Source organism: Aequorivita echinoideorum (genome assembly GCF_018476645.1).
GTDB lineage: Bacteria > Bacteroidota > Bacteroidia > Flavobacteriales > Flavobacteriaceae > Aequorivita > Aequorivita echinoideorum.
Map to the genome: position 1 here is coordinate 174,152 of NZ_JAHCTB010000002.1, position 23,251 is coordinate 197,402.

The window sequence follows — 23,251 nt, forward strand, 5'->3', positions numbered from 1 at the left end:
ATGAATCCTTATTTTTTCTTGTTAACCTTTTCATAAATGGTGGGAAAATGGTATTTTCGCCCCCTATAAATTTGAACATCAAATGGCAATATTAAACAGTATTAGAAAACGGGGGATATTCCTTATCCTTATTATCGCTTTGGCTTTATTCGCATTTATTTTAAGTGACATTTTAACAAAGGGCAGCACCGGACCAAAAGGTGGGGACAACATCGCTACCGTAAATGGCACCGATATCTCACGCCAATCCTTTATGGAAAATGTGGAGATGGCACAACAGCAAATGGGGCCTAACAGCAATTCCACCCAAGCTATGAATATGGTATGGGAGCGTGAACTTCGCCGTGTGATTATGGAGGAGCAGATAGAAAAAGCTGGAATTACAGTGGAGAAAGCGCAAATTGATAACGCTTTGAAAACTTCACTTGCAAACAATCCCACGTTCCTTAACGACGCTGGTGAGGTTGATGATGCCAAAGTACAGGAATATATTGCAAGTATTAAAAATTCAAACAAGCAAGCGTACGACCAGTGGCTGGCCTATGAAGAAAATACTGCAAAAAGTATTTTGCAAAACACCTATATGAATATGGTTAAAGGTGGTATGCGCGCTACGGTTGCTGAAGGTGAAGAGGACTACCGTTTCCAAAATGACAATGTAAGTTTTGAATATGTGTACATTCCGTATTCAAAAATCCCGGATGCTGAAATTACCGTTTCGGACGATGAAATAAAAAAATATATTTCTGAACATCCAAAGGAATATCAAGTTGACCCACAGGCTGATATTCAATATGTTTTCTTTAGCGAAGAACCTTCACAAGCAGATATCGCCGATGCTGAAACCGCTACCGCTGCCATGCTAAACAACAAAGTGGAATTCAACAGTGGCACAAAGATGAACGATACCATCGCTGGTTTCAGAAATGCAAAAAATTACGAGGAATATGTAAATGCAAATTCAGATGTTCCATATTACGACCGCTGGATGTTCAAAAAAGATTTGCCAGCGAGCGTTGCAGATACTTTGATCAATCTTAACCAAGGTAACGTTTACGGGCCTTACAGAGTTGACAATACGTATAATCTTTCCAAAGTTTTGGAGACAAAGCAAATGCCAGATAGCACTACCTCAAAACATATTTTGATTAGATACGTTGGAACGATGCGCGCTCCCGAAACCATCACAAGAACTAAAGAAGAAGCGAAGACGCTTGCTGATAGCCTTTTGACTGTTGTGAAAAAGGACAAAACGAAATTTGCCGAACTTGCAACACAATTTTCTGATGATACTTCAAAAAGCAATGGAGGCGATTTAGGCCCTGCCGCTCCCGGTATGATGGTTCCTGCTTTCAACGATTTTATATTTGGAAATGCTCCGGGCAGCATCGGGTTGGTTGAAACAGATTTTGGCTACCACGTTGTGGAAGTAACCAAACAAACGGAGCCAAAGAAAGCCGTGAAATTGGCTACCGTAGTTAAAAATATTGAAGCTTCGGAAAAAACGAATAACGATGTATTTACAAATGCATCAAAGTTTGAGGTTGCCGTACAAAAAGGTGATTTCGCCGAAGTAGCAAAAACCCAGAACAAAGAAGTAAAACCCGTGAACAAAATTGGTTTTATGGATGCTAATATTCCCGGTATTGGAAACAACAGATCGATTGTAACCTGGGCTTTCAATGAAGAAACTGAGGTAGGCGATACCAAAAGATTTAGTACGCCAGAGGGCTATGTAATTGCCCAACTTACGCGCAGAAACGAAAAAGGATTAATGTCAGTAAGCGAAGCCTCAGCTACAGTAACGCCTATTCTTCGGAATAAGAAAAAAGCCGAGAAAATCCGTGAATCCATCAAAGGAAATACCCTTGAAGAAATAGCCAAAGAACAACAAGTTGCCGTACAAAACGCAAGTGCAGTGAGTATGTCTAGCCCATTGGTTCCCGGTGCCGGCAACGAGCCAAAGGTTGTTGGCGCCGCATTTGGCAAAAAAGCCGGAGAAACCACATCGTTGATTGATGGCAAAACGGGTGTTTTCAAGCTAAAGGTTACCGCTATTAACGCTGCCCCGAAATTGCAGTCCTATTCAAATTATGCGAATCAATTAACTGCTAAATCTGCTCCAGCGGCAAACTCTGGAGTTTACAATGCATTGAAGAAAAATGCTGATATTGAGGACAATCGCGCATCTTTCTATTAATAAAATTTTAAACTTAATGACAAAGCCTTGTTTCACGAAAATTGGAACGAGGCTTTGTACTTTAAACAGCTATCAAAAACTTTATAGGCACACAAAATTACTGTATTTTTAAGGTGCAAATTTTCAGAAAAACCGCTATGGCAAACGATGGAATAATTACGGAATTAGAGAAAAAATATCTTAATCTCGGAGAAAATCCAGACAATTATCTAAAGGGATTACTTCAAGCAAAACCTATAAATTATTGGGATTATATACAAGTGGACACCCTACTTACGCTTCAAAAGACAAGAACAGATTTTGAGGACGAGAAGATTTTTGTAATGTACCACCAAATCACGGAATTGGTATTGAAAATGATGATTTTGGAAATCAGCCAACTTTCCGAAGGTGAAAATTTATCTGAAAAAATCTGGATAGACAAACTCGACCGATTGAAACGATACACCCGGATGCTCATTACCTCATTTGATATTATGAAAGATGGGATGAGCCACGAGGATTACAATATTTTCCGAGCCACGCTTACGCCCGCAAGCGGTTTTCAAAGTGCGCAATTCAGAATACTTGAGATTTATTGCACAAAACTGGAAAATCTTGTGAATTCCTATGGGCAGAAACGTCTGCCAGAAAATCCTACGATGGATGATTATTTTGAACAATTATATTGGAAGGACGCCGGCTACAATCGTAAAACCGGAAAAATTTCATTGACGCTTAAACAATTTATGGATAAATACGAAGAGGATTTTAAGCAACTCGCCAGAAAATTAAATGGAAAAACCTTGGAGGAACGTGTGATGCAGATGGAAAATCCATCTGACGAGTTAAAAGAAAAACTAAAACAATTTGATCATTTTTACAATGTTGCCTGGCCCATGGTGCATTTGGATACCGCCAACCATTATCTAAATAGTAAAGGCGAAAACAAAGCCGCCACCGGCGGATCTGAATGGCAAAAATATCTACACCCTAAATTTCAACAGCGCAAATTTTTCCCAGAATTGTGGACCGCTTCCGAAAAGGAAAATTGGGGAGAATAATCTTTAAATCAGTACCGTTTTAAAATGAAGTATCTTTTTACTTTATTTCTATTTTTTAGTTTTTTATCATCAAGCCATTCGCAAATATTGAACGCCGAATCGCTGCGCAAGGTTACGGATACTTCAGGATTTTCGGGTTCGGCAAGCTTTAATTTTTCGGTGAAACGAAATGCAAATGATTACTTGGGCCTAAGCAATGGCATTCATTTACAGTACAAAATGGATAGGCATCTGGTAATTCTGAAAAATGACATCGAGTTTCAAAAAGTGGAAGGCAATAACTTTGAGAACAGCGGTATTCAGCATCTTCGCTATAATTATAAATTCCATCCCAGAATTGCCTGGGAAGCATTTGCGCAGGCTCAATACAATAAGGTTTCAAAGATTAATTTTCGAGGATTATTGGGCACTGGGCCCCGATTCAAGCTTACTACTTTAGATAGATATCGTTTTTATTTAGGCACACTTATAATGTATGAGCAGGAAGAACTGGATGATGATGTGAGGGCTGTAACACGAGGTTTTCGGGGAAGTGCTTATTTTTCATTCAGCATCTATCCCACAGAAACTATAAGTGTTGTAAGTACCACCTATTACCAACCCAGATTAAGGGATTTTGAGGATTACCGTATAAGTAGCCAGACATCCTTGCTTATTGAAATGTTCAAAAATTTTGCGTTTAAGACTTCATATACGTTTACATATAATCAATTTCCGGCCGTGGGAATTCCCAATTCACAATATGATTTAACGAGCGGAGTGGTCTATTCCTTTGATTAGCAACTTGTAAACATTTGCGATCTTTTCTATTTTAGAAGCAGTACTTTTTTATATTTACATAATTCAAAACCGTGCGCGTATTTTTTTCGTTTATTTAAGCAAACCTTCGAAAAAAACTTGTTCCAACGTTTTTGGAAAACCCAATTTTAAAGAATATAAATTTCTTTAGCCATCTATGACAAAACAGGCAACCGCTATACTAATTTTTGCAAATTCTGCACAAGCGGAAGCGTCATACAAACCTTTCAGTAAAAATTCAAAACTTTTCAGCGAACTCAATAAAGACACGCTTGAGAAAGTAAAAAAGAGCGGGCTGCCGTATTTTCATTTTTCAGAAAAAGAACAAATAGGGGATACTTTTGGAGAACGTTATATAAATGCTATAAAAGCGGTTTACAATAGCGGTTTTGAAAATGTAATAACCATAGGCAATGATACGCCCTTATTACAAACTTCCCATATAGCTGAAGCTGCGGAAAATTTACGTAAAAATCCGCTTGTGCTGGGACCCTCCCGTGATGGCGGATATTATTTGATGGGACTGAACATAGCCTATTTTGAACCCGAGTCTTTTCTGAAACTTCCCTGGCAAACCGGAAATTTGCGCAGCGCTCTTTGCCAATTGCTTCTGAAAAAGAATGCACAGATAATTTTTCTAGAAACGCTTGTAGATATTGATTCAATCGCTGATGTTGAACTATTAAAGAACAGTTTCAGAAAAATACGTCAGCGCATTTTCAAAATTCTGGTTCAGCTTCTTACTTTCAACAAGCGAAAAATATATTTCAAAAATTTTCTAGTTGAAAAAATTATTTCCAAAACCTATTTTAATAAAGGTTCCCCTTCCCTAGCCTAATTCGCTTTTTTTCTAAAACTAATTTAAACCAACAATTTTAAGATGATAAAAAATTTACTCATTTGGGTAACCTTATGCATTGGATTAAGTGCATTTGCCCAACAAGATATTACTGTTTCCACTACAAATGAAGCGGGAGAACCCGTGCCCAACCTTACACTCATTCTTACAAACGGTTCCAGAGGCCTAACCCTACAAGAAACTACCAATGCCCAAGGGAAAGTTATTTTTAAATCTGTACCCGTCATCAATGGCTATCAAGTAATTTTTGAAGGAAATGAAACCTACGGCCCCACATTTACGCAGGAAATTGATGTGCGTTCCAATCAAAATCCGAGCATTGTGCTGGCTGTTTCGCAGACTATAAGCGGCGAGCAGCAATTGCAGGAAGTAACGCTATCAAATACTACTTCAGCAAAAATAAACAGAAGGGATGCCGAAGTTTCTTTTGAATTAACTGAACAAGAAATTGAGGAAATACCCGTAGAGGGCCGCGATATTACTAGGGTTTTGTACAGATTGCCAAACGTAACCCAAGCAACAGGATTTTTTCCCGAAGCAGCCAATGTAAGCGTTAACGGTGGAAATTCTCTTTTCACTAATTATTTAATTGACGGTCTTGACAATAATGAAAACTTTTTGGGAGGTCAAAGATTCCCAATTCCAGCTGGTTTTGTTAAAGATATTACCGTTTTTGCCAGTAATTATTCCGCGGAATATGGATTAACTAGCAATGGTATTATCGACGTTACCACAAAATCTGGAACCAATGAACTTACCGGTGAAGTATTTTTTGTAACAAGACCCGGCCCATCCATTGATGGAAACAGCCCCTTTGCACAGCGCGATCTTTCCGGAAACCAAGTGAAGGATGGATTTGCACGATATCAAGCCGGAGGTGGTGTTGGCGGCGCTTTGGTAAAAGATAAAACGTTTTACTATTTTAATTTTGAGCATACTACAGATGTGAAGGACAATTTGCTCAACTCCCCAGATTTGGGCGTTGCGGAAACCGTTCGCGGAACCAACTATTTTGAATTGTTTTCAGCAAAAATAGATCAACTGTGGTCTTCAAATTTCAGAAGCAGTCTGCGGGCCAATGTGGGTCTCGTGGGCATTGAGCGCCAAGGCGGTGGACTGGAAGGTGGTTTAACCTTTCAATCTGCGGGAAATACCCAAGAGCGCAATAGTTTAAATCTGGCCTTAAAAAATTCATACAACCTAGGCAATATAAGCGGTGAAACCAATATTATGTACAGTCGCTTTAAATGGGATTATGCGAAAGCGAACAATCCCAATAATCCACAGGTTTCCGTATTGAATCCAGACCAAGAGCTTATTGCCATTTTAGGAAATCCGGGTTACGTTTTTGATGAAATAGAAAATACGGTTCAGTTTCAGCAAAAATTCAAGTATTATTTGGAAAACCATACACTTAAGGCCGGGGTTAATTTCATCAGTAGCGACCACCAATTATTTGGCGGGGGCAATCCGTTTGGAAACTACACCGTACAACTTACGCAAGCCCAACTCGATAATCTTCGTAATAGCGGTGTAACCCAGGATTTGGGAATAAACGATTTGCCTAGCGATGTGGCGGTGCTCAACTACAATGTGGAACTACGCCCATCTTCCTTTGGCAAAACACATAACATTTCCAGTATTTATTTTGAAGATCTTTGGTCAGTAACCGACAGATTAAACCTTACACTAGGACTTCGTTATGATTATGACAATCTTTCTAAAGGCGGTAGCGATGAGGGCGACTGGAACAACATTGCGCCAAGATTCAATTTTAATTATGAAATTGACGAAAAAAGCGTAGTTCGTGGCGGTTACGGAATTGCCTACGATAAAATAAATTACGCTATTTACAGTGATGCGCTTCAGCAGAACACAAACTCTGATGACTATAAAGCACAAATTCAAGCGTTTATAGATATGGGAATACTTCCCGCAGATACCGATATTGACAAAGTGACTTTTGATGGCAATGTTTCTGCAAATCTTACAGACGTTACTTATTTGAACGGCCCAACCGGCGCATCATTGCAAGACCAAAGGGAAGGGGTTTTCAGTAATGAAAGAAGAATTTTAAACCCAAATGGATATGACAATCCATATTCACATCAATTTTCCGTGGGCTATCAAGCGCAGATTGAAGAGGATAAATTATTTTTCGTGGATCTTTTCCATAATCGTGGGGAAAATCTATTGAGGCTTCGTAACCTCAACGCCGCAGAGGAATTCCCCATAGGTCCGGATTTTGATCCAGAGGATATCCGCACACAGGAAGAAGCAGATGCTACTCGACCCGTCCCCATTATCAATGGCATTGGTATCATCAATGGTCAAGAAGTTTCCGGTGTTGCCAGAAATGTAGTTGTTTCTGAAACCGAAGGAAAATCGCGTTACTACGCTGCCAGTTTCAATTTTCAAAAAGTAAGGGGAACCAGCAATTATTCATATAGATTGAATTATACCCTTTCTTCACTAAAAAACGATACGGAAGACATCAACTTTCGCCCAAATGATGCCAATAATTATGATGATGAATACGGGCCATCCATTAACGATAGACGCCATTTAATCAACGGAATTTTTAATTTTTATCCTTTGGATGGCTCCACAATCACGCTGGCATCGCTACTTCAAAGCGGACAACCCATAAACAGGATTCCCGATGCATCTATTTACGGCACTACAGATTTAAATAGTGACGGTTCTGCGTTTGGAGATGCCTACCAGGGAAACAGTGACCGCTCACCCGGTGAGGCCAGGAATAGCGACCGTTTGCCGTGGTCCTTCAATTTTGACGTAGGTTTACAGCATCAATTTAAACTTACCACAGGTACCCGTCTGGAATTGCGTGCAGATGTTTTCAACGTATTTAACGTTGAAAATTTGAGCGGATACAGCAATAACGCAACCCAAAGCAATCAGATTCAACCCGGTCCGGCATCTTCGGGGGTTTTTATTCAAAGAAACGCTGGTCCGCCAAGACAATTTCAATTTGGTGCGCGCTATTTATTTTAAAAAAAATGTAAATCTGGCGGAAGTTATTTCTGCCAGATTTTTCAAAAATTATATATATGAAAAAAATAGTATCATTATTCATCCTTTGCTTGGCTATGCTTGCCTGCGGCGAAAAAGAGAAAAAAGAGGTGCGGGATACTTCGAAGCTTTCTTGGGAAGAAATTGAACAGGAAGCCCACGGTAAAACTGTTACAATGATAATGTGGACGGGCGATTCAAAAATAAATTCATACATGAAAAATTATATCGTTCCAAAAGTGAAAAAGGAACTCGATATAAATCTCGAAATTACCAATGGACAAGGTTCGGCAATCGTTCAATTGTTGATGACTGAAATGCAGGCAAACAAGGAGAAAAGTGATGTGGATATGCTTTGGATTAACGGTGAAACTTTCTACCAATTAAGACAGATTGATGGCCTTTTTGGCCCTTGGACTTCTACCGTGCCCAATTCCAAATATATAGATTTTGAAAATCCATTCATCGGCACGGATTTCCAGCAGCCCATCGCTGGATATGAAATGCCTTGGGGAAATGTACAAATGGCGCTTATCTACGATTCTGCAAAGGTTGAAAATCCGCCAAAAACCCGAGCGGAGCTTTTGGAATTCGTAAAAAGCAAACCTGGGACTTTTACTTTTGATAATAGTTTTACCGGGCTTACATTTTTAAAGGCCCTGTTGATTGATATTGCCGGAAATAAAGAAGAATTAATGGGCGATTTTAACGAAGAAAAATATGAAAAATACAGCGCACAACTGTGGGATTACATTCGAGAATTGAAGCCCTATTTATGGCGAAAAGGCGAAGTTTTTCCTGAGAGCGTTGCGCAAATGCACCAGCTTTTTGCCAGTGGCGAATTACTTTTTACGATGAGCAATAACGATGCGGAAGTAGACAGCAAAACGGCTGAAGGTCTTTTTCCTCCCACTGCAAAGGCGTACGTGCCAGATTTTGGAACCATTCAGAATTCTCATTATTTGGGAATTACAAAGCTATCTGGCGTAAAGGCAGCAGCCATGGTCGTTGCCAATACTATGGTTTCATTTGAGGCACAATTGGAAAAGATGAAACCTTCCGTTTGGGGAGATGGAACCGTGCTAAATATGGAAAAACTTTCTGAAAATGAAAGAAATCAATTTGAGAATATCCCCTCCCGCAAACAAGCACCCAATAGAAATGAAATTCAGGACAAAGCCTTGATGGAACTGGCTCCCGAATATATGATTAGGCTTTCTGAAGATTTCAGAAAAGAAATAATTTTAAAATAATAGATGCCCACACCCAAGCTTAAAAATGTGAGCCGATTTTTATTTGTGGCCATTGTAACCGTTCCCGTGGTCTCGGGAATGGTTTATGCGGCACTTTACAGTTTGGGTATTATTGGAATTCTGAATACCGAAATCTCATCAAAAGCCTGGCAAACGGTATTTTTTGGCAAACCGTTTTGGAGCGCAATCGGTTTCAGTCTTTATATTTCCGTGGTGAGTATGGCGATAAGCCTTGCCGTTGCTTTGCTTATTTCAATTAAATGGCAAAAAAATTTACGGGACGGGCTCTTGGGAACCGCCATTTATTTTCCGCTCTGTTTTCCGGGAACGGTAATGGCATTCTTTAGTTTTCAAATGTTGTCCAAATCTGGATTTGTATCACGGTTGGGTTTTAATATGGGTTGGATTGAGGATTTACGGGTTTTTCCCAGTTGGATCCACGATGCGTATGGAATAGGTATTATTTTTACTTCGGTTTTATTGATTACGCCATTTTTCATCATTCTTTTTTCAAATTTATTTAAAACTGAAAATATTGCTTCCTTTCAGCATTTGGCCAAGACTTTTGGCGCTAGCAATCGCCAAATTCTTTGGAAAGTTACCCTCCCCATTTTGCTGAAACGCGCTTCCGTTACCATATATCTATTTACAATTTTCATAATGGGCAGCTACGAAGTCCCGCTGTTGTTGGGACGGCAGGATCCACAAATGATTTCAGTTGCTATTATTCAAAAAATACAACGCTTCAATTTGAATGACATTCCGCAGGGTTATGCTATGAGCATTCTGTATGTGCTTTTGATACTATCCGTGGTAATACTGCTTTTTTTCAGAAATAAAAATTTCTTTAAAACGTCAGCAGTATGATGGCCCGAAAAATTCTTCAATCCATATTTATCGCTTCCATTGGGCTTCCCCTAGCTTTTTTACTCTTACTTTCATTTGGCAGGCGCTGGCCGTATCCGGAAATTTTTCCGAAAGAATTATCCCTCGCTGCTTGGGGATTTCTGGATAACAGCAATATGATTTCAACCTTTTTTCTTTCGCTGGGCATTTCATTTTCCGTGGCTTTGTTTGTTACTCTTTCGGCTTTTTTCATTTCAAAACATATAGCTTATAGCAAAAAGAGGAATACGTTTATGGTCTTGGCTTATATTCCTTACCTTCTTTCGCCGGTAGTAATGGCGGTTATATTCCAATATTATTTTATACTCGTTCAACTTACGGGAACCACGCTGGGCGTAATTATTGCGCAATTTCTAATTGCGTTTCCCTTTGGCGTGATTATTTATCTGAATTTTTGGAATGAAAATTTAAAATCGATTGAGGAGCTGAGCAAAACCTTGGGAGGAAATGCATTTCAAACATTCGTGAAAGTGTTGTATCCCCTTTCAAAAAATGCCATTCTATTATGCTTTTTTCAAGTTTTTCTTATTTCTTGGTTTGAATATGGGCTGACCAATTTAATTGGTTCGGGAAAAATTAAGACATTGACGGTGCAGGTTTTTAATTTTGTGAACGAAGCAAATATTTTTTATGCGTCCTTTGCGTGCTGCCTTTTGGTGATTCCGCCAATGCTTTTGATGTATTTGAATAAAAGATTTATTTTTTTCGCTGAAAAATCGGAATGATGGAAAACATACTCGAAATAAAAAATCTGGATAAAACCTTTGGAAAGGAGACGGTTTTAAAGAACATAAATCTTTCGCTGAAAAAAAATGCCGTGGTAAGTCTATTGGGCGCTAGCGGAAGCGGAAAGACTACCCTCCTAAAAATTATTGCGGGCCTTGAACATCAGAACAATGGCGAAATTTTTCTTAACGGAAAAGAAATTTCAAATATAAAACCACAGCGCAGAAACATCGTATATCTATATCAAGAGGCACTTTTGTTTCCGCATTTAAACGCCTTTGAAAACGTAGCTTTCGGTCTTCGGTTACGAAAAACACCGGAGAAGGACGTGAAACAAAAAGTAATGCAAATGCTGGAATACTTGGGGATGCCAAACCACGCAACTAAAATGGCAAACCAACTTTCCGGCGGCCAGCGACAAAGAATTTCATTTGGCCGGGCGATGATAATTGAACCCTCGTTGCTTTTGCTGGACGAACCATTTGGCGCTTTGGATAGTACAACGCGACAAAAAATGCAGGAACTTTTTAAGGAACTTGCCAAAACGATGCAGCTTTCAGCGCTTTTTGTAACGCACGATTTAAAAGAGGCTATTGTGATGGGAGACAGCATAGGAAAAATTATGAAGGGCCATTTGAAGCAACATTCAGATTTAAGGGAATTTTATGAGGATGAAGAATCCGGCGTTAAAAAGGAAGTGGAATTTTGGAAACAGTTCATTAATTAATTACATTTAAAATCATGATAAAAGCGGCAGTAGTTTCAAATGGTTTGCACGGAATACATAAATACTTTGTTTCAAATAAAAATGTGGAATACACCATTTTGGAAGTCACAAAAAACTTTGATCCAGATTTAAAACCGTATGATTTGTTAGTTGTGCCAAATGGCAGCGACCACATTGCCATGGGCAGGCTGAAGGCGAAAGTGGCAGATTTTCTAAAGGAAGGAAATACGCTCTTCTGTTTTGATGGGTGGTTCACCAATTGGATTCCCGGCAACCAGTGGATTATGAGCAACGAGAAAAAAACAATTGACATTCGCTATAAAGTGAAGACCGATCGTCACAATTTGATGGAAGGGGTTGATATCAATCTACTCATTTACAACCACAACATCAGCGGTTGGTGGGCATGTGGCTACATTGAAGCCGCTCCGGAAGCAGATGTAATTATTGAAGACACCTGGCAACGGCCCATAATTGTTTTAGATGAAAAAACTACCAATGGCACAATGATACTTACCGCTAGTGGACCTTTGGGCGACAGCGGTGCCATACCCACGGATGATGAAAATTCTTATGCTGCGCTGGGAAAATTATACCAAAATATGATACGTTTAATCCTTCAAAAAAAAGAAAATGAAAAAAATAGGGTTACTGTTTAACGGCGTTTGGAGCCATTACGTTTTTGCGACGGCTCCAAAATATAAAGATGTGATGAAACTAGTTTACATTCACGATTTAAGCGATGATGAACTGGAAGGACTTGAAGGGCTGATGATTCCATTCCAATCCAATCAAGATATTATTACTGAAAAAAAAGAGGTTATCTATAGTTTTCTGAAAAAAGGAAAAAAAGTTTTTGTTGAAGGAGATACAACTTCAGAATGGCTGGATGCAGAATGGGTAGACAGGCCAACCAACAATTATTGGTGGGTAGAAAACCCGAATAATCCGCCTATAAGTGATACAGATTTTTCGCACCCCATTTATGAAGGTCTTTCTCCGCGCCATTCCTGCTGGCACACGCATGGCTCATATCTTTCTGCGCCCAAAGGAGCAAAAATAATTCAGACCAAACCAGATGGAGAAATTATCACTTGGGAAACACACGAATATGGGGGCACATTGATGGCAACTACGCTTGACCCTATTGTGGAAATTGGCGTACAGCAAATTACCCATTTGGATAATTACGTTGAAAAATTAGTGAAATGGATGTGCGGCGAAGAAGTCACCGGAAACTTTGAAGTGCCGAAGGAAAACTATGGAATTGCTGTTTAAACAGTTTTGAAATTGGATTTAAAAAAACAAATCGATTCAGAATATTCTGAAATAGTTATTTTGAATAATGAAAAAGGACGCGCGATCCAGACAAGCTATGTCTGCAGTCCCATTTTTAATCCTATTAAAGATAAGTATCCAACTTTTGAAGGCTATGAAGAAGCATCAGATTTAGGTTTGGGTTGCGGTTTTCCATTTGTACATGCTAATATAAAAGCTGGAAATACAGTTGTGGATTTGGGCTGTGCAGCTGGCATAGATTCATTTATAATTCGAAAAATCGTTGGTGAAACTGGAAAAGTTATAGGTTTCGATTTGACAAAATCATTGATTGACAGAGCTTCAAAAATTGCTTTAGAAAAGGATTTCAAGAACATAGAATTTCACCAAGGTGATATTGAGAATCTTCCATTAAAAAACAATAGTGTAGATTCGGTAACCTCGAATGGGGTGTTCAGCCTACTTCCAAATTTAGACAAAGCTTTCGACGAAGTTTACAGAATTCTGAAAAAGGACGGCACTTTTTCAATGTCAGACATAAATAAAAAATCAAATTTCAGCGAATCTTCGTATATAAAAGTGAAACAGTTTACCGGCTGCATCAACGGAATTCGTTATCAGGATTTTTATTTGGACAAGATGAGAAAAGCTGGTTTTTCAACAATAGAAATTGCGGAAGAACGAGTTTTGACTCTTCCAAAAAACATAGCAAATGAGGATGAACAGCAAAGTTTGTTCATTACCAATTTTGTAATAAAAAAATAAGTATGAATCAAGATTTCAACCATATACAGTCTGTTTATTGGGTGTTCACGCAACTTTGCAATGATGATTGCGACCACTGTTATAATGATTCCAGTCCCTTTGGAAAGCGCATAAGCCACGACGATTGCATGGCCATAATAGACAATTTGCCCAATAAAATGGACCGATTGATCTTGAGCGGTGGTGAGCCGCTGGCCGATAAAAAATTATTATACGCTATTCTGGACAAACTGCAATCGCGTTACGGAAACGAAATACAGATTATGTTGCAGACCAATGGCGATCTGCTTACGAAACAAAAATTACAGACTCTAATTGACAAAGGCGTTACGCGATTTGATATTGCCAGTATTGATAGATATCACAAAAAAGCGGGCGGAAGACTCATGGAGCTGGCTGAACTTTTTGAAAGCTGTGGCGTCATTGGCACAGAAAAAGACCCATTGATTGAAGGCGGACACTATTTAACCGAAAATCCATTAAGTTGGGGATATTGGGGCGCCAGTGAAGATATGTGGCTGGGCGGAAATTGGGCGCGCGGCAAAGCGTTGAAAAATAATATTTGGCTAAAGGATCCTTCCCATAATTTTTGCACCATACTTTCGGGAGCACGAAATTTTTTGGGCGGTTATTCAGATATTCCCCAGGAAATCAGCATCCAGCTCTGGCGCATAAATCCCTGTTGCCCGGGAACGCATTTTCCAATGGGTGATGCCCGAAAGGAAAAAGTGGCAGACGTGCTGAAACGTGCTTCACAAAACGCGGTTTTTAAAATGCTGAATGATGGCAATCCGCTCAAAATGGGCGAATCGCTGGGTATTTCAGAAGAAGCGGCCGCCGAAAAAAACGAGGAACTGAAAAATATTTGCCTTTATTGCGACCATTTTATGAAATGCCACAAAAATGAAATCTTTGATGAAAAAGGCGTGATGGCAACACTTGAAAAAGTATGAAGATAATTTTTGCACTTATGATGCTCTTTCCATTTTTTGGCAATGCGCAAAAAACCTTGGATGAATTGCTGCAACAATACAACACCCGTAGTATTCCCTATATTTCGGTGGAGGAAGCCAGAATGCTTCAAATGAAAAACAAATCACTTTTTCTGGATGCCCGTGAACGGGAGGAGTATGATGTAAGCCATATTCCGAATGCAGAATTTGTGGGCTATAACACCTTTTCTTCCGAAGAAATTTCTAAAAAAATTAGTGATAAATCAAGGCCAATTATAGTGTACTGCTCTTTGGGAATTCGAAGTGAACAAATTGCCGAAAAGATGAAAAAGGCTGGTTTTACCAATATCCGCAATATGTACGGGGGTATTTTTGAATGGAAAAATACGGAATACCCGGTCGAAGATCATAATGGCAATAAAACTGAAAATGTCCACGCCTTCTCAAAACAATGGGGAAAATGGCTGAAAAAGGGCATTAAAATTTACGACAAATAATGGCAGTTTTAAGTAAAAATGATGTGGACGGGAACAATGAAATGGCTTTTGATTTTCATTTCCCATCCTCAAAAAAAGCAATTATTGTTTTTACCAGAAATCCAGAACTCGGCAAGGTAAAAACGAGACTGGCAAAATCCATTGGTGATGAAAGTGCTTTGAAAGTATATCAATTTTTGCTGCAGCACACCGTAAAAATCACTGAAAATTTGAATGCCGATAAGTACGTCTTTTATTCTGAAAAAATTCGGAAAGATGATATTTGGAATCCAGAAATCTTCAGAAAAAAAATCCAAAAAGGCGAGGATTTGGGTGAACGGATGGAAAATGCCTTCACCGAAATTTTTTCGATGGGCTATGAAAAAGTGCTGATTGTGGGAAGTGATATTTATGAACTTCAGCAAAAGGATATTGAAAAAGCGTTTGAAGCCTTGGAAGAAAACAAATACGTAATTGGACCCGCCGAAGATGGCGGTTATTACTTATTTGGAATGACGCAGCTGAACCCTAAAGTTTTCAAAAATAAAAACTGGGGCACAAATACCGTTCTGCGCGACACCCTTAATGATATTGAGAAAGAAAAATATATAGAATTGGCCCAAATGAGCGATGTTGATTATTATGAGGACATTAAAAATATCGATGTCTTTCAGCAATTTTTACCGCCTTACTTGGATAAAAACTTTTTATAAATGGGAATGATGAAATATATAAAGGAAGCCGTTTCCTTTCTGAATAACCGCGGATTTGAGAATCCGGAAGTTGGGATTATTTTGGGAACAGGACTTGGCAGAATTATCGAGAAAATTGAAATTAAAGCTGAAGTCAGTTACAACCACATTCCCAATTTCCCCACCGCAACCGTTGAATTCCACAAAGGAAAACTTATTTACGGCCTGCTGGAAGGAAAAAAAGTTGTGGTAATGCAAGGCCGTTTCCATCTTTATGAGGGCTATACGTTGCGGGATGTAACTTTTCCCGTACGCGTTATGCATCTTTTGGGAATCAAAAATTTGTTGGTCAGCAATGCGTCCGGAGCAATAAATCTGAGTTTCAAAAAAGGAGAGATTATGCTCATTGACGACCACATAAATTTACAAGGTGGTTCTCCCCTAGCCTTTCGCGGTGTTGAAAAAATGGGAGAACGCTTTGTGGATATGAGCGCGCCATACGATGCGGTAATGAACCAAAAAATTGAAAAAATTGCTTCTGAAAAAAAGATCAATCTACACAAAGGCGTATATGCCAGCGTGGTTGGCCCACAATTAGAGACCCGCGCCGAATACAGATATCTGAAGATAATTGGTGCAGACGCCGTGGGAATGAGCACTGTACCCGAAATTATTGTTGCTAACCACCTGAAACTTCCTGTGGCCGCAGTTTCCGTGTTGACTGATGAATGTGATCCAGACCATTTGGAACCTGTAAATATTGAAGATATAATTGCTTCTGCGGCTAAAGCCGAACCGGACATGATTACACTGTTTACGGAATTGATCCGGCAATTGTAAATATTTTAATTTGAAAGCGACATAAAAAATCCAAACGCACGTATGGAAAAATATTTCAAGCTTTTTAAGGATTCGTATGAAGGATATTTCAATTATCTATGGAGCGAGATAACCAGTTTCCATTGGGATAATTATTTTTATGGGCTCATTCTCATTTCATTACTGGTTTGGGGTCTTGAACTTATTTTCCCTTGGCGAAAGAACCAAAAAATTTTCAGAAAAGATTTTTGGCTGGACACATTTTATATGTTCTTCAATTTTTTTCTGCTGAATTTAATCGTTCTTATTTTTCTTTCAAATGCAACAGAACAGCTATTGAACGATGGTTTATCTGTTTTCGGACTTACAGTCTCTGATTTTCAAATTTTTGATGTTGATGATTTCCCCTTTGGGTTGAGCTTGCTCGTGTTCTTTTTGGTTTCAGATTTTGTTCAATGGAACACCCACAGACTTCTCCACCGAGTTCCCTTTTTATGGAATTTCCATAAACTCCATCATTCCGTAAAAGAGATGGGTTTTGCGGCGCACCTGCGCTATCACTGGATGGAACCCGTGGTTTACAAATCGCTGTTGTATATTCCCCTCGCCGTGATTGGCGGTTTTGAAGTAGAAGCGGTTGCAATTGTACATTTTACGGCCTTGACTATCGGTCACTTAAATCACGCCAATTTGGGCTGGGATTACGGAATTCTGAAATATGTATTCAACAACCCCAAAATGCATATTTGGCACCACGCCAAAACTTTGCCAAAAAACGCACAATATGGCGTTAATTACGGCATCAGTTTGAGTATTTGGGATTACATTTTCAAAACGAAACACATCCCGCACGACGGCAGGGACATTGAGCTGGGCTTTGATGGGGACGAAAATTTTCCCAAAACTTTCGGTTCACAGGAACTGTATCCCATAAAAACCAAATAGGTGCCTTTTGCGTAATTTTAGTAAACAAAAAAAACTTCAACAATATGAAAACGAAATCCACGCTTATTCTAATTTCAATACTATTTTTTACGATTCAAAGCTGCAACCTACTTTCGGCAGCTGGGATAAGCAGCCAAGGGCAACCCACAAAATCAACTCCCGAAAATTTAACGTCCACAACTGCAAATTCTTCAGTAAATGTAGACCATTCGCAATGGGACAAGCTTTTAAAAAAACACGTTGATGCCAAGGGAATGGTTGATTACAAAGGCTTTCAAAAAGACAGGACACAACTTGATTCGTATCTCAAAATGCTTTCAGAAAAAGAACCGGATAACGACTGGAGCGTACAGGAATTGCTGGCGTATTACATAAATCTCTACAATGCGGCAACCGTAAAATTGATATTGAATAACTATCCCGTAAAAAGCATTCAGGATATTGATGGCGCTTTTACGAAAGGATTTGTAAATATTGGCAATAGGGAACTTTCACTCGGTGGAATCGAAAACGGCGTATTGCGCAAAATGGACGAACCTAGGATTCACTTTGCCGTGAATTGTGCTTCCATTTCTTGCCCAAAATTGTTGAACGAAGCGTACACTGCCGCCAAAATAAATGAGCAATTGGAAATGGTGACTAAAGATTTTATCAATGGCGACAAGAATGAAATTTCGGCCAGCAGCCCAAAACTTTCCTCTATTTTTGATTGGTATCAAAAAGATTTTACCGTAAGCGGAAAAAAGGATGTAATAGGCTATATAAATACGTATTCCAAAACCAAAATAAACAAGGGCGCAACCCTAAGTTACAAAGAATACGATTGGAACTTGAACGAGCAGAAATAATATTTGCATTTTCTGAAATACCATCAGGGTATTGTAAAATTTGAAATCTAAAAATCCCATTTATTGACTCTTTCCATCATCATTCCCGTTTTAAATGAGGCTAAAAACATTCAAAGGTTATTGCTGCATCTTTCTGAAAATATTTCGGGTGAAAATAAGGTCGAATTAATTCTGGTAGATGGCGGGAGCACGGATGGAACCCAAAACGCAATTCAAAATTTTTCAAAAAACAGTTCAAAAAATTCATTGCACGCGCTGGAAATTAAACTTTTACATTCAGAAAAAGGACGCGCGCGCCAAATGAATACAGGTTCCCGCAACGCCTCGGGTGAAATTTTATATTTTTTGCACGCAGATTCCTTTCCGCCAAAAGATTTTGATCGGTATATATTTTCTGAAATAGAAAAGGGCAATCCGGCGGGGTGCTTCCGAATGAAGTTCGACAGCAAGCATTGGTGGTTGCAATTGATGGGATGGTTTACGAAATTCAATTGGAGAGCCTGCCGGGGCGGTGACCAAAGTCAATTCATTACCAAAAATCTTTTTGATGAAATTGGCGGTTACGATGAAAGTTATGTAATTTATGAGGACAATATTTTAATAAATGAATTGTATGCCCGAAAAAAATACGTGGTTATACAGCAAACGCTGACTACATCAGCAAGATTGTACAAGCAGAAGGGCGTTTGGAACCTGCAATTCCATTTTTTAATGATATATTTAAAACGCTGGATGGGCGCTGATGCGGACGAACTTTATTCATATTATTTGAAGAATATTAAATGCTCTAAAAATCCAAAAGAGCAGATTTGTGAAAAATCAATCAATGTGTTTTCAGAAAAATAAATTTTTCGTTTTGCTTCAGAAAAACAATCTATTCAAAATATTTACCTAATGAGAACTTTCAATTTGCTGATATTTTTAGTCCTGATTGCAATTTCTGCAGTTTCCTGCAAAAACGATAAAGGCTTGCCCGCAACCGAAAAAAAAGGAGAACTTTCTTCCGATATTCAAGAGAATATCGTGAACCATTCTGAATGGGACGCACTTTTGAAAAAATATGTAGATGAGAAAGGCTATGTAGATTATCCCGGTTTTCAGTCAGACAGTTTGAAATTAAACGCTTATATGAAAAATCTGGCGGAAAATCCGCCGCAGGAATCGTGGCCTATTGAAGAGCAGTTGGCATATTACATCAACAGTTACAATGCCGGTACGGTGCAATTGATTATTCGGAATAATATGCCGGGAAGTATCAAAGATATTACGGATGACGGCGGGCCCTGGGGGACTGAGTTCATTAAAATAGGCGATAAAACCGTTTCCCTAAATACCATTGAAAAGGGAATTCTTCAGCCAATGAAAGAGCCGCGCATTCATTTCGCCATTAATTGTGCCAGCGAAAGCTGCCCAAAATTGCTTCGGGAAGCGTACACCGCGAAAAATGTGGATGAATTGATGACCCGTGCCACGAACGAATTTTTGAATGGCCCAAAAAATCAAATTACCCCGAATGATCCCAAAATCAGTTCAATTTTCGAATTTTATCCAGCAGATTTTAAGGTTGATGGAAAAACCATCATAGAGTTTATCAATGAATATTCGGATGTGAAAATCAATAAAGATGCGGAGTTAAATTATATTCCGTACGATTGGAGCTTGAACAACCAACAAAATATTCCGCAGTAGATGGATCACATAGTAATCATTGGAAATGGAATTGCCGGCGTTACCGCGGCAAGGCATATTCGGAAACTTTCGGATAAAAAAATTACCATTATTTCCGGTGAAAGTGAACATTTTTGGAGCCGCACTGCCCTCATGTACATTTATATGGGGCATTTGAAATATGAACACACAAAGCCGTACGAAGATTGGTTCTGGAAAAAAAATAGAATTGATTTGGTTCAGGATTGGGTAAAATCCATTGATTTTTCTGAAAAAAAATGCATTCTCGAAAGCGGCGAAGCCATTGAATATTCCCAATTGATAATTGCCACAGGAAGCACAACAAAATTCCACGGCTGGCGAGGGCAGGAAAGTAAGGCAGTGGTTGGTATGGTTTCGCTTCAGGATTTGGAACAGATTGAAAAATACGCGCAAAATAATGATGTTTGCAAAAATGCGGTGCTCGTGGGCGGGGGTTTAATTGGGGTTGAACTTGCTGAAATGCTTCACACCAGAAAAATTCCCGTTACATTTTTGGTTCGGGAAAAAGGATTTTGGGCAGGAACGCTACCGCAGCAATCCGCAGACTTAATTTCCAGAGAAATAGCCAGCCACGGAATAAATTTGCTTCACGAAGAAGAATTGGCTGAAATATTTTCGGATGAAAGCGGAAAAGTCTCTTCAGTAAAAACTAAATCAGGAAAAATTTTACCCTGTGATTTTCTCGGAATTTGTTCTGGCGTAAAACCGAATATTGATTGGCTGAAAAATACACCCCTCGATTGCGACGAAGGAATTCTCGTCGACAGATTCTTAAAAACTAATCAAGAAAATGTATATGCCATTGGCGATTGCGCCCAGCAACGTGAAGCGGTACGGGAGCGAAAAAGCGTGGAAGCCGTGTGGTACACTGGCCGGATGATGGGCGAAACCGTGGCGCAAACCATTTGCAACAATCCCACGGAATGGAATCCGGGAATCTGGTTCAATTCCGCAAAATTTTTCAATATAGAATACCAAACCTACGGTCGCGTTTGGAACAAACCGAAGGAAGAAAACTCCCATTATCACTGGGAATGTGAAACTGGTAAACGCGCTATGGACATTGAATTTAGCACATCAAACAGAAAAGTAGTGGGCATAAATACCTTTGGAATTAGAATGAAACACAATGTTTGGGACCATTGGCTCAACAGCGAAAAAACAATTGATTTTACAATTGAAAATCTTGAAAAGGCGTGTTTTGATCCAGAATTCAACAAAACGCCGCTTCAAAAGATAAAATTGCATTTTTCAAAATCTTAAAAAATTAATTTATAAAAAAATATGGGCGCAATTCAAAATGATATGTCACTTTCTGGGCAACCGCCCGTAGCTTTAAATGCGCTTCAAAAAATAGGAACCGCGCTAGGTATCACAGGTCTTACTGTTTTGCTTTTGGCGGCTTTCAATATCAATTTGCCCGAGAATCCTATTTGGTTTTGGATTGCTTTTTTTGCAATGATAACAGGGGTTTTAGTGTTTACCTATGGCCAATATAAAGGCACGGAGGCAGGTATCAAAAATGATGGTGTCATGTTCAAGGCAATGACGTCGCGTGGTTTCGTTGCTTGGGTTTTAGGAATTGCACTCACCGTTTTTTACATTATTTTGTATTGGTTTCCCAATTTGCTCGGTGTGGTTGAGGGCGGCAAAAATACCGGCGTTGTTTCTCTTTTTGATCCGTTGAGTGAAAAATTGACCGGTGGACCATCCAGCCAGTGGTTTGTGTATGGCGTGCTTTATACCCTCGCCATTTTGCTCTTCGGAATAAAGTTTATTTGGAAATATCGCCACAATCGCTACGAGATTATCCGCACATGCAGTGTGATGTTTTTTCAGCTTTGCTTCGCCTTTATGATTCCAAATATTATGGGAGCGCTAAGCATGCCCTCTTACGATTTAAAAAATATTTGGCCGCTTAATTACGATTTATTCTCGGGCAGGCTTGAGGAGTTTACAAATTTTGGTAGCATCGGTACTATAATGCTCATCTTTGGATTGCTTTCCATTTTTGTAATTACGCCCATTCTTACCTATAAATATGGCAAACGCTGGTATTGTAGTTGGGTTTGTGGTTGTGGTGGTCTTGCGGAAACGGCAGGCGATCCATACCGGCATCTCAGCGATAAGCGCATGGTCGCTTGGAAAATTGAACGTTGGGTAGTGCATAGCGTTGTGGTTTTTGTAACCGTTATGACCGTGGCAATGGTCTATTCATTCATAAAAAATAAGGAATCGGAATCTATTGGACCTTGGAATAATTTCGAAAAAAATATAGTTTTTGTAAGCGAAAGAGATGGCACACCGCTCGCTGAACGCGGAAAAAAAGCCGCCGAAGCTGGTGCAAGCCGCTTTATTTATGTTGATAGGGAAGGAAACGGTGACAATATTTCGTTTGAAAATATGGGCAGCATTGGTATTCCCTTTCATATTATTTCTTATAATGAAAATGCCCAAGTAATTAAACAGATTGAGGAAGGTGTTCAAGGAACGTTGCTTTTGGCCGGAGCGCCACGACAGGAAATTGTGGTGGAAGCGGAAACTGGTGGCAAAGTGTATGATGATGTGTGGCTGGACAAAGGTTTGTTTATTTGGTTGGTAGTGACACTACTAACGCTGGTTTTTGGCTGGGCAATGATCTTTAGGCGTGAACAGTTGGCAAAGGATGCAAAGTTGGCCGCAATATCATATTTCACCATACTCATCAGCCTTTTGCTGTACAATCATTTGAACAATACTGGGACACTTTTTCTCTTCCCAGGTTATCAATTGCACAAAGTATATGGTTTTTTGATTGGAGCCGTTTTCAGTGGTGTTATCGGGGTTGGTTTTTATCCTATTTTTGGCAGTAGGGTTTGGTGCCGTTTTGGATGCCCAATGGCTGCTATTCTTGGGTTTCAGCAGCGCTTATTTTCACGTTTCAGGATTACTACCAATGGCGGACAATGCATTTCCTGCGGAAATTGCTCCACCTATTGCGAAATGGGAATTGATGTTCGAGCTTATGCACAAAAAGGCGAAAATATAGTACGCTCAAGTTGTGTAGGCTGTGGCATCTGCTCGGCGGTATGCCCGCGCGGAGTTTTAAAATTGGAAAACGGTCCATTAAAAAACAGAATCAACAGCAATGAAATTTTGTTGGGAAATGATATCGATTTAATGAATTACGTGAATAAATAATCATTTTTTCAGCAATTTTCGATCTTAACCGTTAGGTTTT

The 23,251-nt window shown here is 39.3% G+C and carries 22 protein-coding genes; all 22 read left to right on the forward strand.

Annotation, left to right across the window (positions count from 1 at the left end):
- Positions 1–82: 82 nt before the first annotated feature.
- The 22 genes from KIV10_RS04500 (at position 83) to KIV10_RS04605 (ending at position 23,211) form a co-directional block, all read left to right on the forward strand.
- Positions 83–2,200 carry a peptidylprolyl isomerase gene (locus tag KIV10_RS04500; RefSeq protein WP_214112299.1) on the forward strand — a complete coding sequence of 706 codons (2,118 nt, stop codon included), beginning with the start codon at positions 83–85 and terminating at the stop codon, positions 2,198–2,200.
- Between the two features lie 137 nt (positions 2,201–2,337).
- A complete protein-coding gene (locus KIV10_RS04505) occupies positions 2,338–3,243 on the forward strand; it encodes a tryptophan 2,3-dioxygenase family protein (protein WP_214112300.1) in 906 nt (301 codons plus the stop codon).
- A 24-nt stretch (positions 3,244–3,267) separates the two neighbouring features.
- A complete protein-coding gene (locus KIV10_RS04510) occupies positions 3,268–4,023 on the forward strand; it encodes a DUF481 domain-containing protein (protein WP_214112301.1) in 756 nt (251 codons plus the stop codon).
- 175 nt (positions 4,024–4,198) lie between these two features.
- Positions 4,199–4,879, forward strand: a complete 681-nt coding sequence (locus KIV10_RS04515; RefSeq protein ID WP_214112302.1) for a TIGR04282 family arsenosugar biosynthesis glycosyltransferase — start codon at positions 4,199–4,201, stop codon at positions 4,877–4,879.
- Between the two features lie 42 nt (positions 4,880–4,921).
- Positions 4,922–7,915, forward strand: coding sequence for a TonB-dependent receptor (locus KIV10_RS04520; protein ID WP_214112303.1), 2,994 nt, complete (start codon positions 4,922–4,924; stop codon positions 7,913–7,915).
- A gap of 56 nt (positions 7,916–7,971) precedes the next feature.
- Positions 7,972–9,186, forward strand: coding sequence for an ABC transporter substrate-binding protein (locus KIV10_RS04525; RefSeq protein ID WP_214112304.1), 1,215 nt, complete (start codon positions 7,972–7,974; stop codon positions 9,184–9,186).
- Positions 9,187–9,189: 3 nt separating this feature from the next.
- On the forward strand, positions 9,190–10,053 hold the full coding sequence (locus tag KIV10_RS04530) for an ABC transporter permease subunit (protein ID WP_214112305.1): 864 nt from the start codon (positions 9,190–9,192) through the stop codon (positions 10,051–10,053).
- On the forward strand, positions 10,050–10,817 hold the full coding sequence (locus KIV10_RS04535; protein WP_246516192.1) for an ABC transporter permease: 768 nt from the start codon (positions 10,050–10,052) through the stop codon (positions 10,815–10,817). Before KIV10_RS04530 ends, KIV10_RS04535 begins: the two co-directional genes overlap by 4 nt.
- A complete protein-coding gene (locus KIV10_RS04540) occupies positions 10,817–11,545 on the forward strand; it encodes an ABC transporter ATP-binding protein (protein ID WP_214112306.1) in 729 nt (242 codons plus the stop codon). Before KIV10_RS04535 ends, KIV10_RS04540 begins: the two co-directional genes overlap by 1 nt.
- 14 nt (positions 11,546–11,559) lie before the next feature.
- Entirely contained in the window at positions 11,560–12,204 is a 645-nt protein-coding gene (locus KIV10_RS04545; RefSeq protein WP_214112307.1) for a hypothetical protein, read from the forward strand.
- Positions 12,179–12,823, forward strand: a complete 645-nt coding sequence (locus KIV10_RS04550) for a hypothetical protein (RefSeq protein WP_214112308.1) — start codon at positions 12,179–12,181, stop codon at positions 12,821–12,823. Before KIV10_RS04545 ends, KIV10_RS04550 begins: the two co-directional genes overlap by 26 nt.
- Before the next feature lie 12 nt (positions 12,824–12,835).
- Positions 12,836–13,588, forward strand: a complete 753-nt coding sequence (locus KIV10_RS04555) for a methyltransferase domain-containing protein (protein ID WP_214112309.1) — start codon at positions 12,836–12,838, stop codon at positions 13,586–13,588.
- 2 nt (positions 13,589–13,590) lie between these two features.
- On the forward strand, positions 13,591–14,541 hold the full coding sequence (locus tag KIV10_RS04560) for a radical SAM protein (RefSeq protein WP_214112310.1): 951 nt from the start codon (positions 13,591–13,593) through the stop codon (positions 14,539–14,541).
- On the forward strand, positions 14,538–15,038 hold the full coding sequence (locus KIV10_RS04565) for a rhodanese-like domain-containing protein (RefSeq protein ID WP_214112311.1): 501 nt from the start codon (positions 14,538–14,540) through the stop codon (positions 15,036–15,038). Before KIV10_RS04560 ends, KIV10_RS04565 begins: the two co-directional genes overlap by 4 nt.
- Positions 15,038–15,730 (forward strand): TIGR04282 family arsenosugar biosynthesis glycosyltransferase, encoded by a 693-nt coding sequence (locus tag KIV10_RS04570; protein WP_214112312.1) that lies wholly within the window; start codon positions 15,038–15,040, stop codon positions 15,728–15,730. Before KIV10_RS04565 ends, KIV10_RS04570 begins: the two co-directional genes overlap by 1 nt.
- 6 nt (positions 15,731–15,736) lie before the next feature.
- On the forward strand, positions 15,737–16,549 hold the full coding sequence (locus KIV10_RS04575; protein ID WP_214112313.1) for a purine-nucleoside phosphorylase: 813 nt from the start codon (positions 15,737–15,739) through the stop codon (positions 16,547–16,549).
- A gap of 42 nt (positions 16,550–16,591) precedes the next feature.
- Positions 16,592–17,473, forward strand: coding sequence for a sterol desaturase family protein (locus KIV10_RS04580; protein ID WP_214112314.1), 882 nt, complete (start codon positions 16,592–16,594; stop codon positions 17,471–17,473).
- 44 nt (positions 17,474–17,517) lie between these two features.
- A complete protein-coding gene (locus KIV10_RS04585) occupies positions 17,518–18,321 on the forward strand; it encodes a DUF547 domain-containing protein (protein ID WP_214112315.1) in 804 nt (267 codons plus the stop codon).
- A 63-nt stretch (positions 18,322–18,384) separates the two neighbouring features.
- Positions 18,385–19,167, forward strand: coding sequence for a TIGR04283 family arsenosugar biosynthesis glycosyltransferase (locus KIV10_RS04590; RefSeq protein WP_214112316.1), 783 nt, complete (start codon positions 18,385–18,387; stop codon positions 19,165–19,167).
- 48 nt (positions 19,168–19,215) lie between these two features.
- Entirely contained in the window at positions 19,216–20,010 is a 795-nt protein-coding gene (locus tag KIV10_RS04595; RefSeq protein WP_214112317.1) for a DUF547 domain-containing protein, read from the forward strand.
- Positions 20,011–21,294 (forward strand): NAD(P)/FAD-dependent oxidoreductase, encoded by a 1,284-nt coding sequence (locus KIV10_RS04600; protein ID WP_214112318.1) that lies wholly within the window; start codon positions 20,011–20,013, stop codon positions 21,292–21,294.
- Between the two features lie 21 nt (positions 21,295–21,315).
- Positions 21,316–23,211 (forward strand): 4Fe-4S binding protein, encoded by a 1,896-nt coding sequence (locus tag KIV10_RS04605; RefSeq protein ID WP_214112319.1) that lies wholly within the window; start codon positions 21,316–21,318, stop codon positions 23,209–23,211.
- Positions 23,212–23,251 lie beyond the last annotated feature (40 nt).

What these genes read in the sequence shown, in the direction of transcription:
- KIV10_RS04570 (WP_214112312.1), top strand. Translation starts at nt 15,038, where the DNA reads ATGGCAGTTTTAAGTAAAAATGATGTGGACGGGAACAATGAAATGGCT.
- KIV10_RS04545 (WP_214112307.1), top strand. Translation starts at nt 11,560, where the DNA reads ATGATAAAAGCGGCAGTAGTTTCAAATGGTTTGCACGGAATACATAAA.
- KIV10_RS04560 (WP_214112310.1), top strand. Translation starts at nt 13,591, where the DNA reads ATGAATCAAGATTTCAACCATATACAGTCTGTTTATTGGGTGTTCACG.
- KIV10_RS04600 (WP_214112318.1), top strand. Translation starts at nt 20,011, where the DNA reads ATGGATCACATAGTAATCATTGGAAATGGAATTGCCGGCGTTACCGCG.
- KIV10_RS04575 (WP_214112313.1), top strand. Translation starts at nt 15,737, where the DNA reads ATGATGAAATATATAAAGGAAGCCGTTTCCTTTCTGAATAACCGCGGA.
- KIV10_RS04535 (WP_246516192.1), top strand. Translation starts at nt 10,050, where the DNA reads ATGATGGCCCGAAAAATTCTTCAATCCATATTTATCGCTTCCATTGGG.
- KIV10_RS04595 (WP_214112317.1), top strand. Translation starts at nt 19,216, where the DNA reads ATGAGAACTTTCAATTTGCTGATATTTTTAGTCCTGATTGCAATTTCT.
- KIV10_RS04565 (WP_214112311.1), top strand. Translation starts at nt 14,538, where the DNA reads ATGAAGATAATTTTTGCACTTATGATGCTCTTTCCATTTTTTGGCAAT.
- KIV10_RS04520 (WP_214112303.1), top strand. Translation starts at nt 4,922, where the DNA reads ATGATAAAAAATTTACTCATTTGGGTAACCTTATGCATTGGATTAAGT.
- KIV10_RS04505 (WP_214112300.1), top strand. Translation starts at nt 2,338, where the DNA reads ATGGCAAACGATGGAATAATTACGGAATTAGAGAAAAAATATCTTAAT.
- KIV10_RS04605 (WP_214112319.1), top strand. Translation starts at nt 21,316, where the DNA reads ATGGGCGCAATTCAAAATGATATGTCACTTTCTGGGCAACCGCCCGTA.
- KIV10_RS04585 (WP_214112315.1), top strand. Translation starts at nt 17,518, where the DNA reads ATGAAAACGAAATCCACGCTTATTCTAATTTCAATACTATTTTTTACG.
- KIV10_RS04540 (WP_214112306.1), top strand. Translation starts at nt 10,817, where the DNA reads ATGGAAAACATACTCGAAATAAAAAATCTGGATAAAACCTTTGGAAAG.
- KIV10_RS04530 (WP_214112305.1), top strand. Translation starts at nt 9,190, where the DNA reads ATGCCCACACCCAAGCTTAAAAATGTGAGCCGATTTTTATTTGTGGCC.
- KIV10_RS04510 (WP_214112301.1), top strand. Translation starts at nt 3,268, where the DNA reads ATGAAGTATCTTTTTACTTTATTTCTATTTTTTAGTTTTTTATCATCA.
- KIV10_RS04515 (WP_214112302.1), top strand. Translation starts at nt 4,199, where the DNA reads ATGACAAAACAGGCAACCGCTATACTAATTTTTGCAAATTCTGCACAA.
- KIV10_RS04550 (WP_214112308.1), top strand. Translation starts at nt 12,179, where the DNA reads ATGAAAAAAATAGGGTTACTGTTTAACGGCGTTTGGAGCCATTACGTT.
- KIV10_RS04525 (WP_214112304.1), top strand. Translation starts at nt 7,972, where the DNA reads ATGAAAAAAATAGTATCATTATTCATCCTTTGCTTGGCTATGCTTGCC.
- KIV10_RS04580 (WP_214112314.1), top strand. Translation starts at nt 16,592, where the DNA reads ATGGAAAAATATTTCAAGCTTTTTAAGGATTCGTATGAAGGATATTTC.
- KIV10_RS04500 (WP_214112299.1), top strand. Translation starts at nt 83, where the DNA reads ATGGCAATATTAAACAGTATTAGAAAACGGGGGATATTCCTTATCCTT.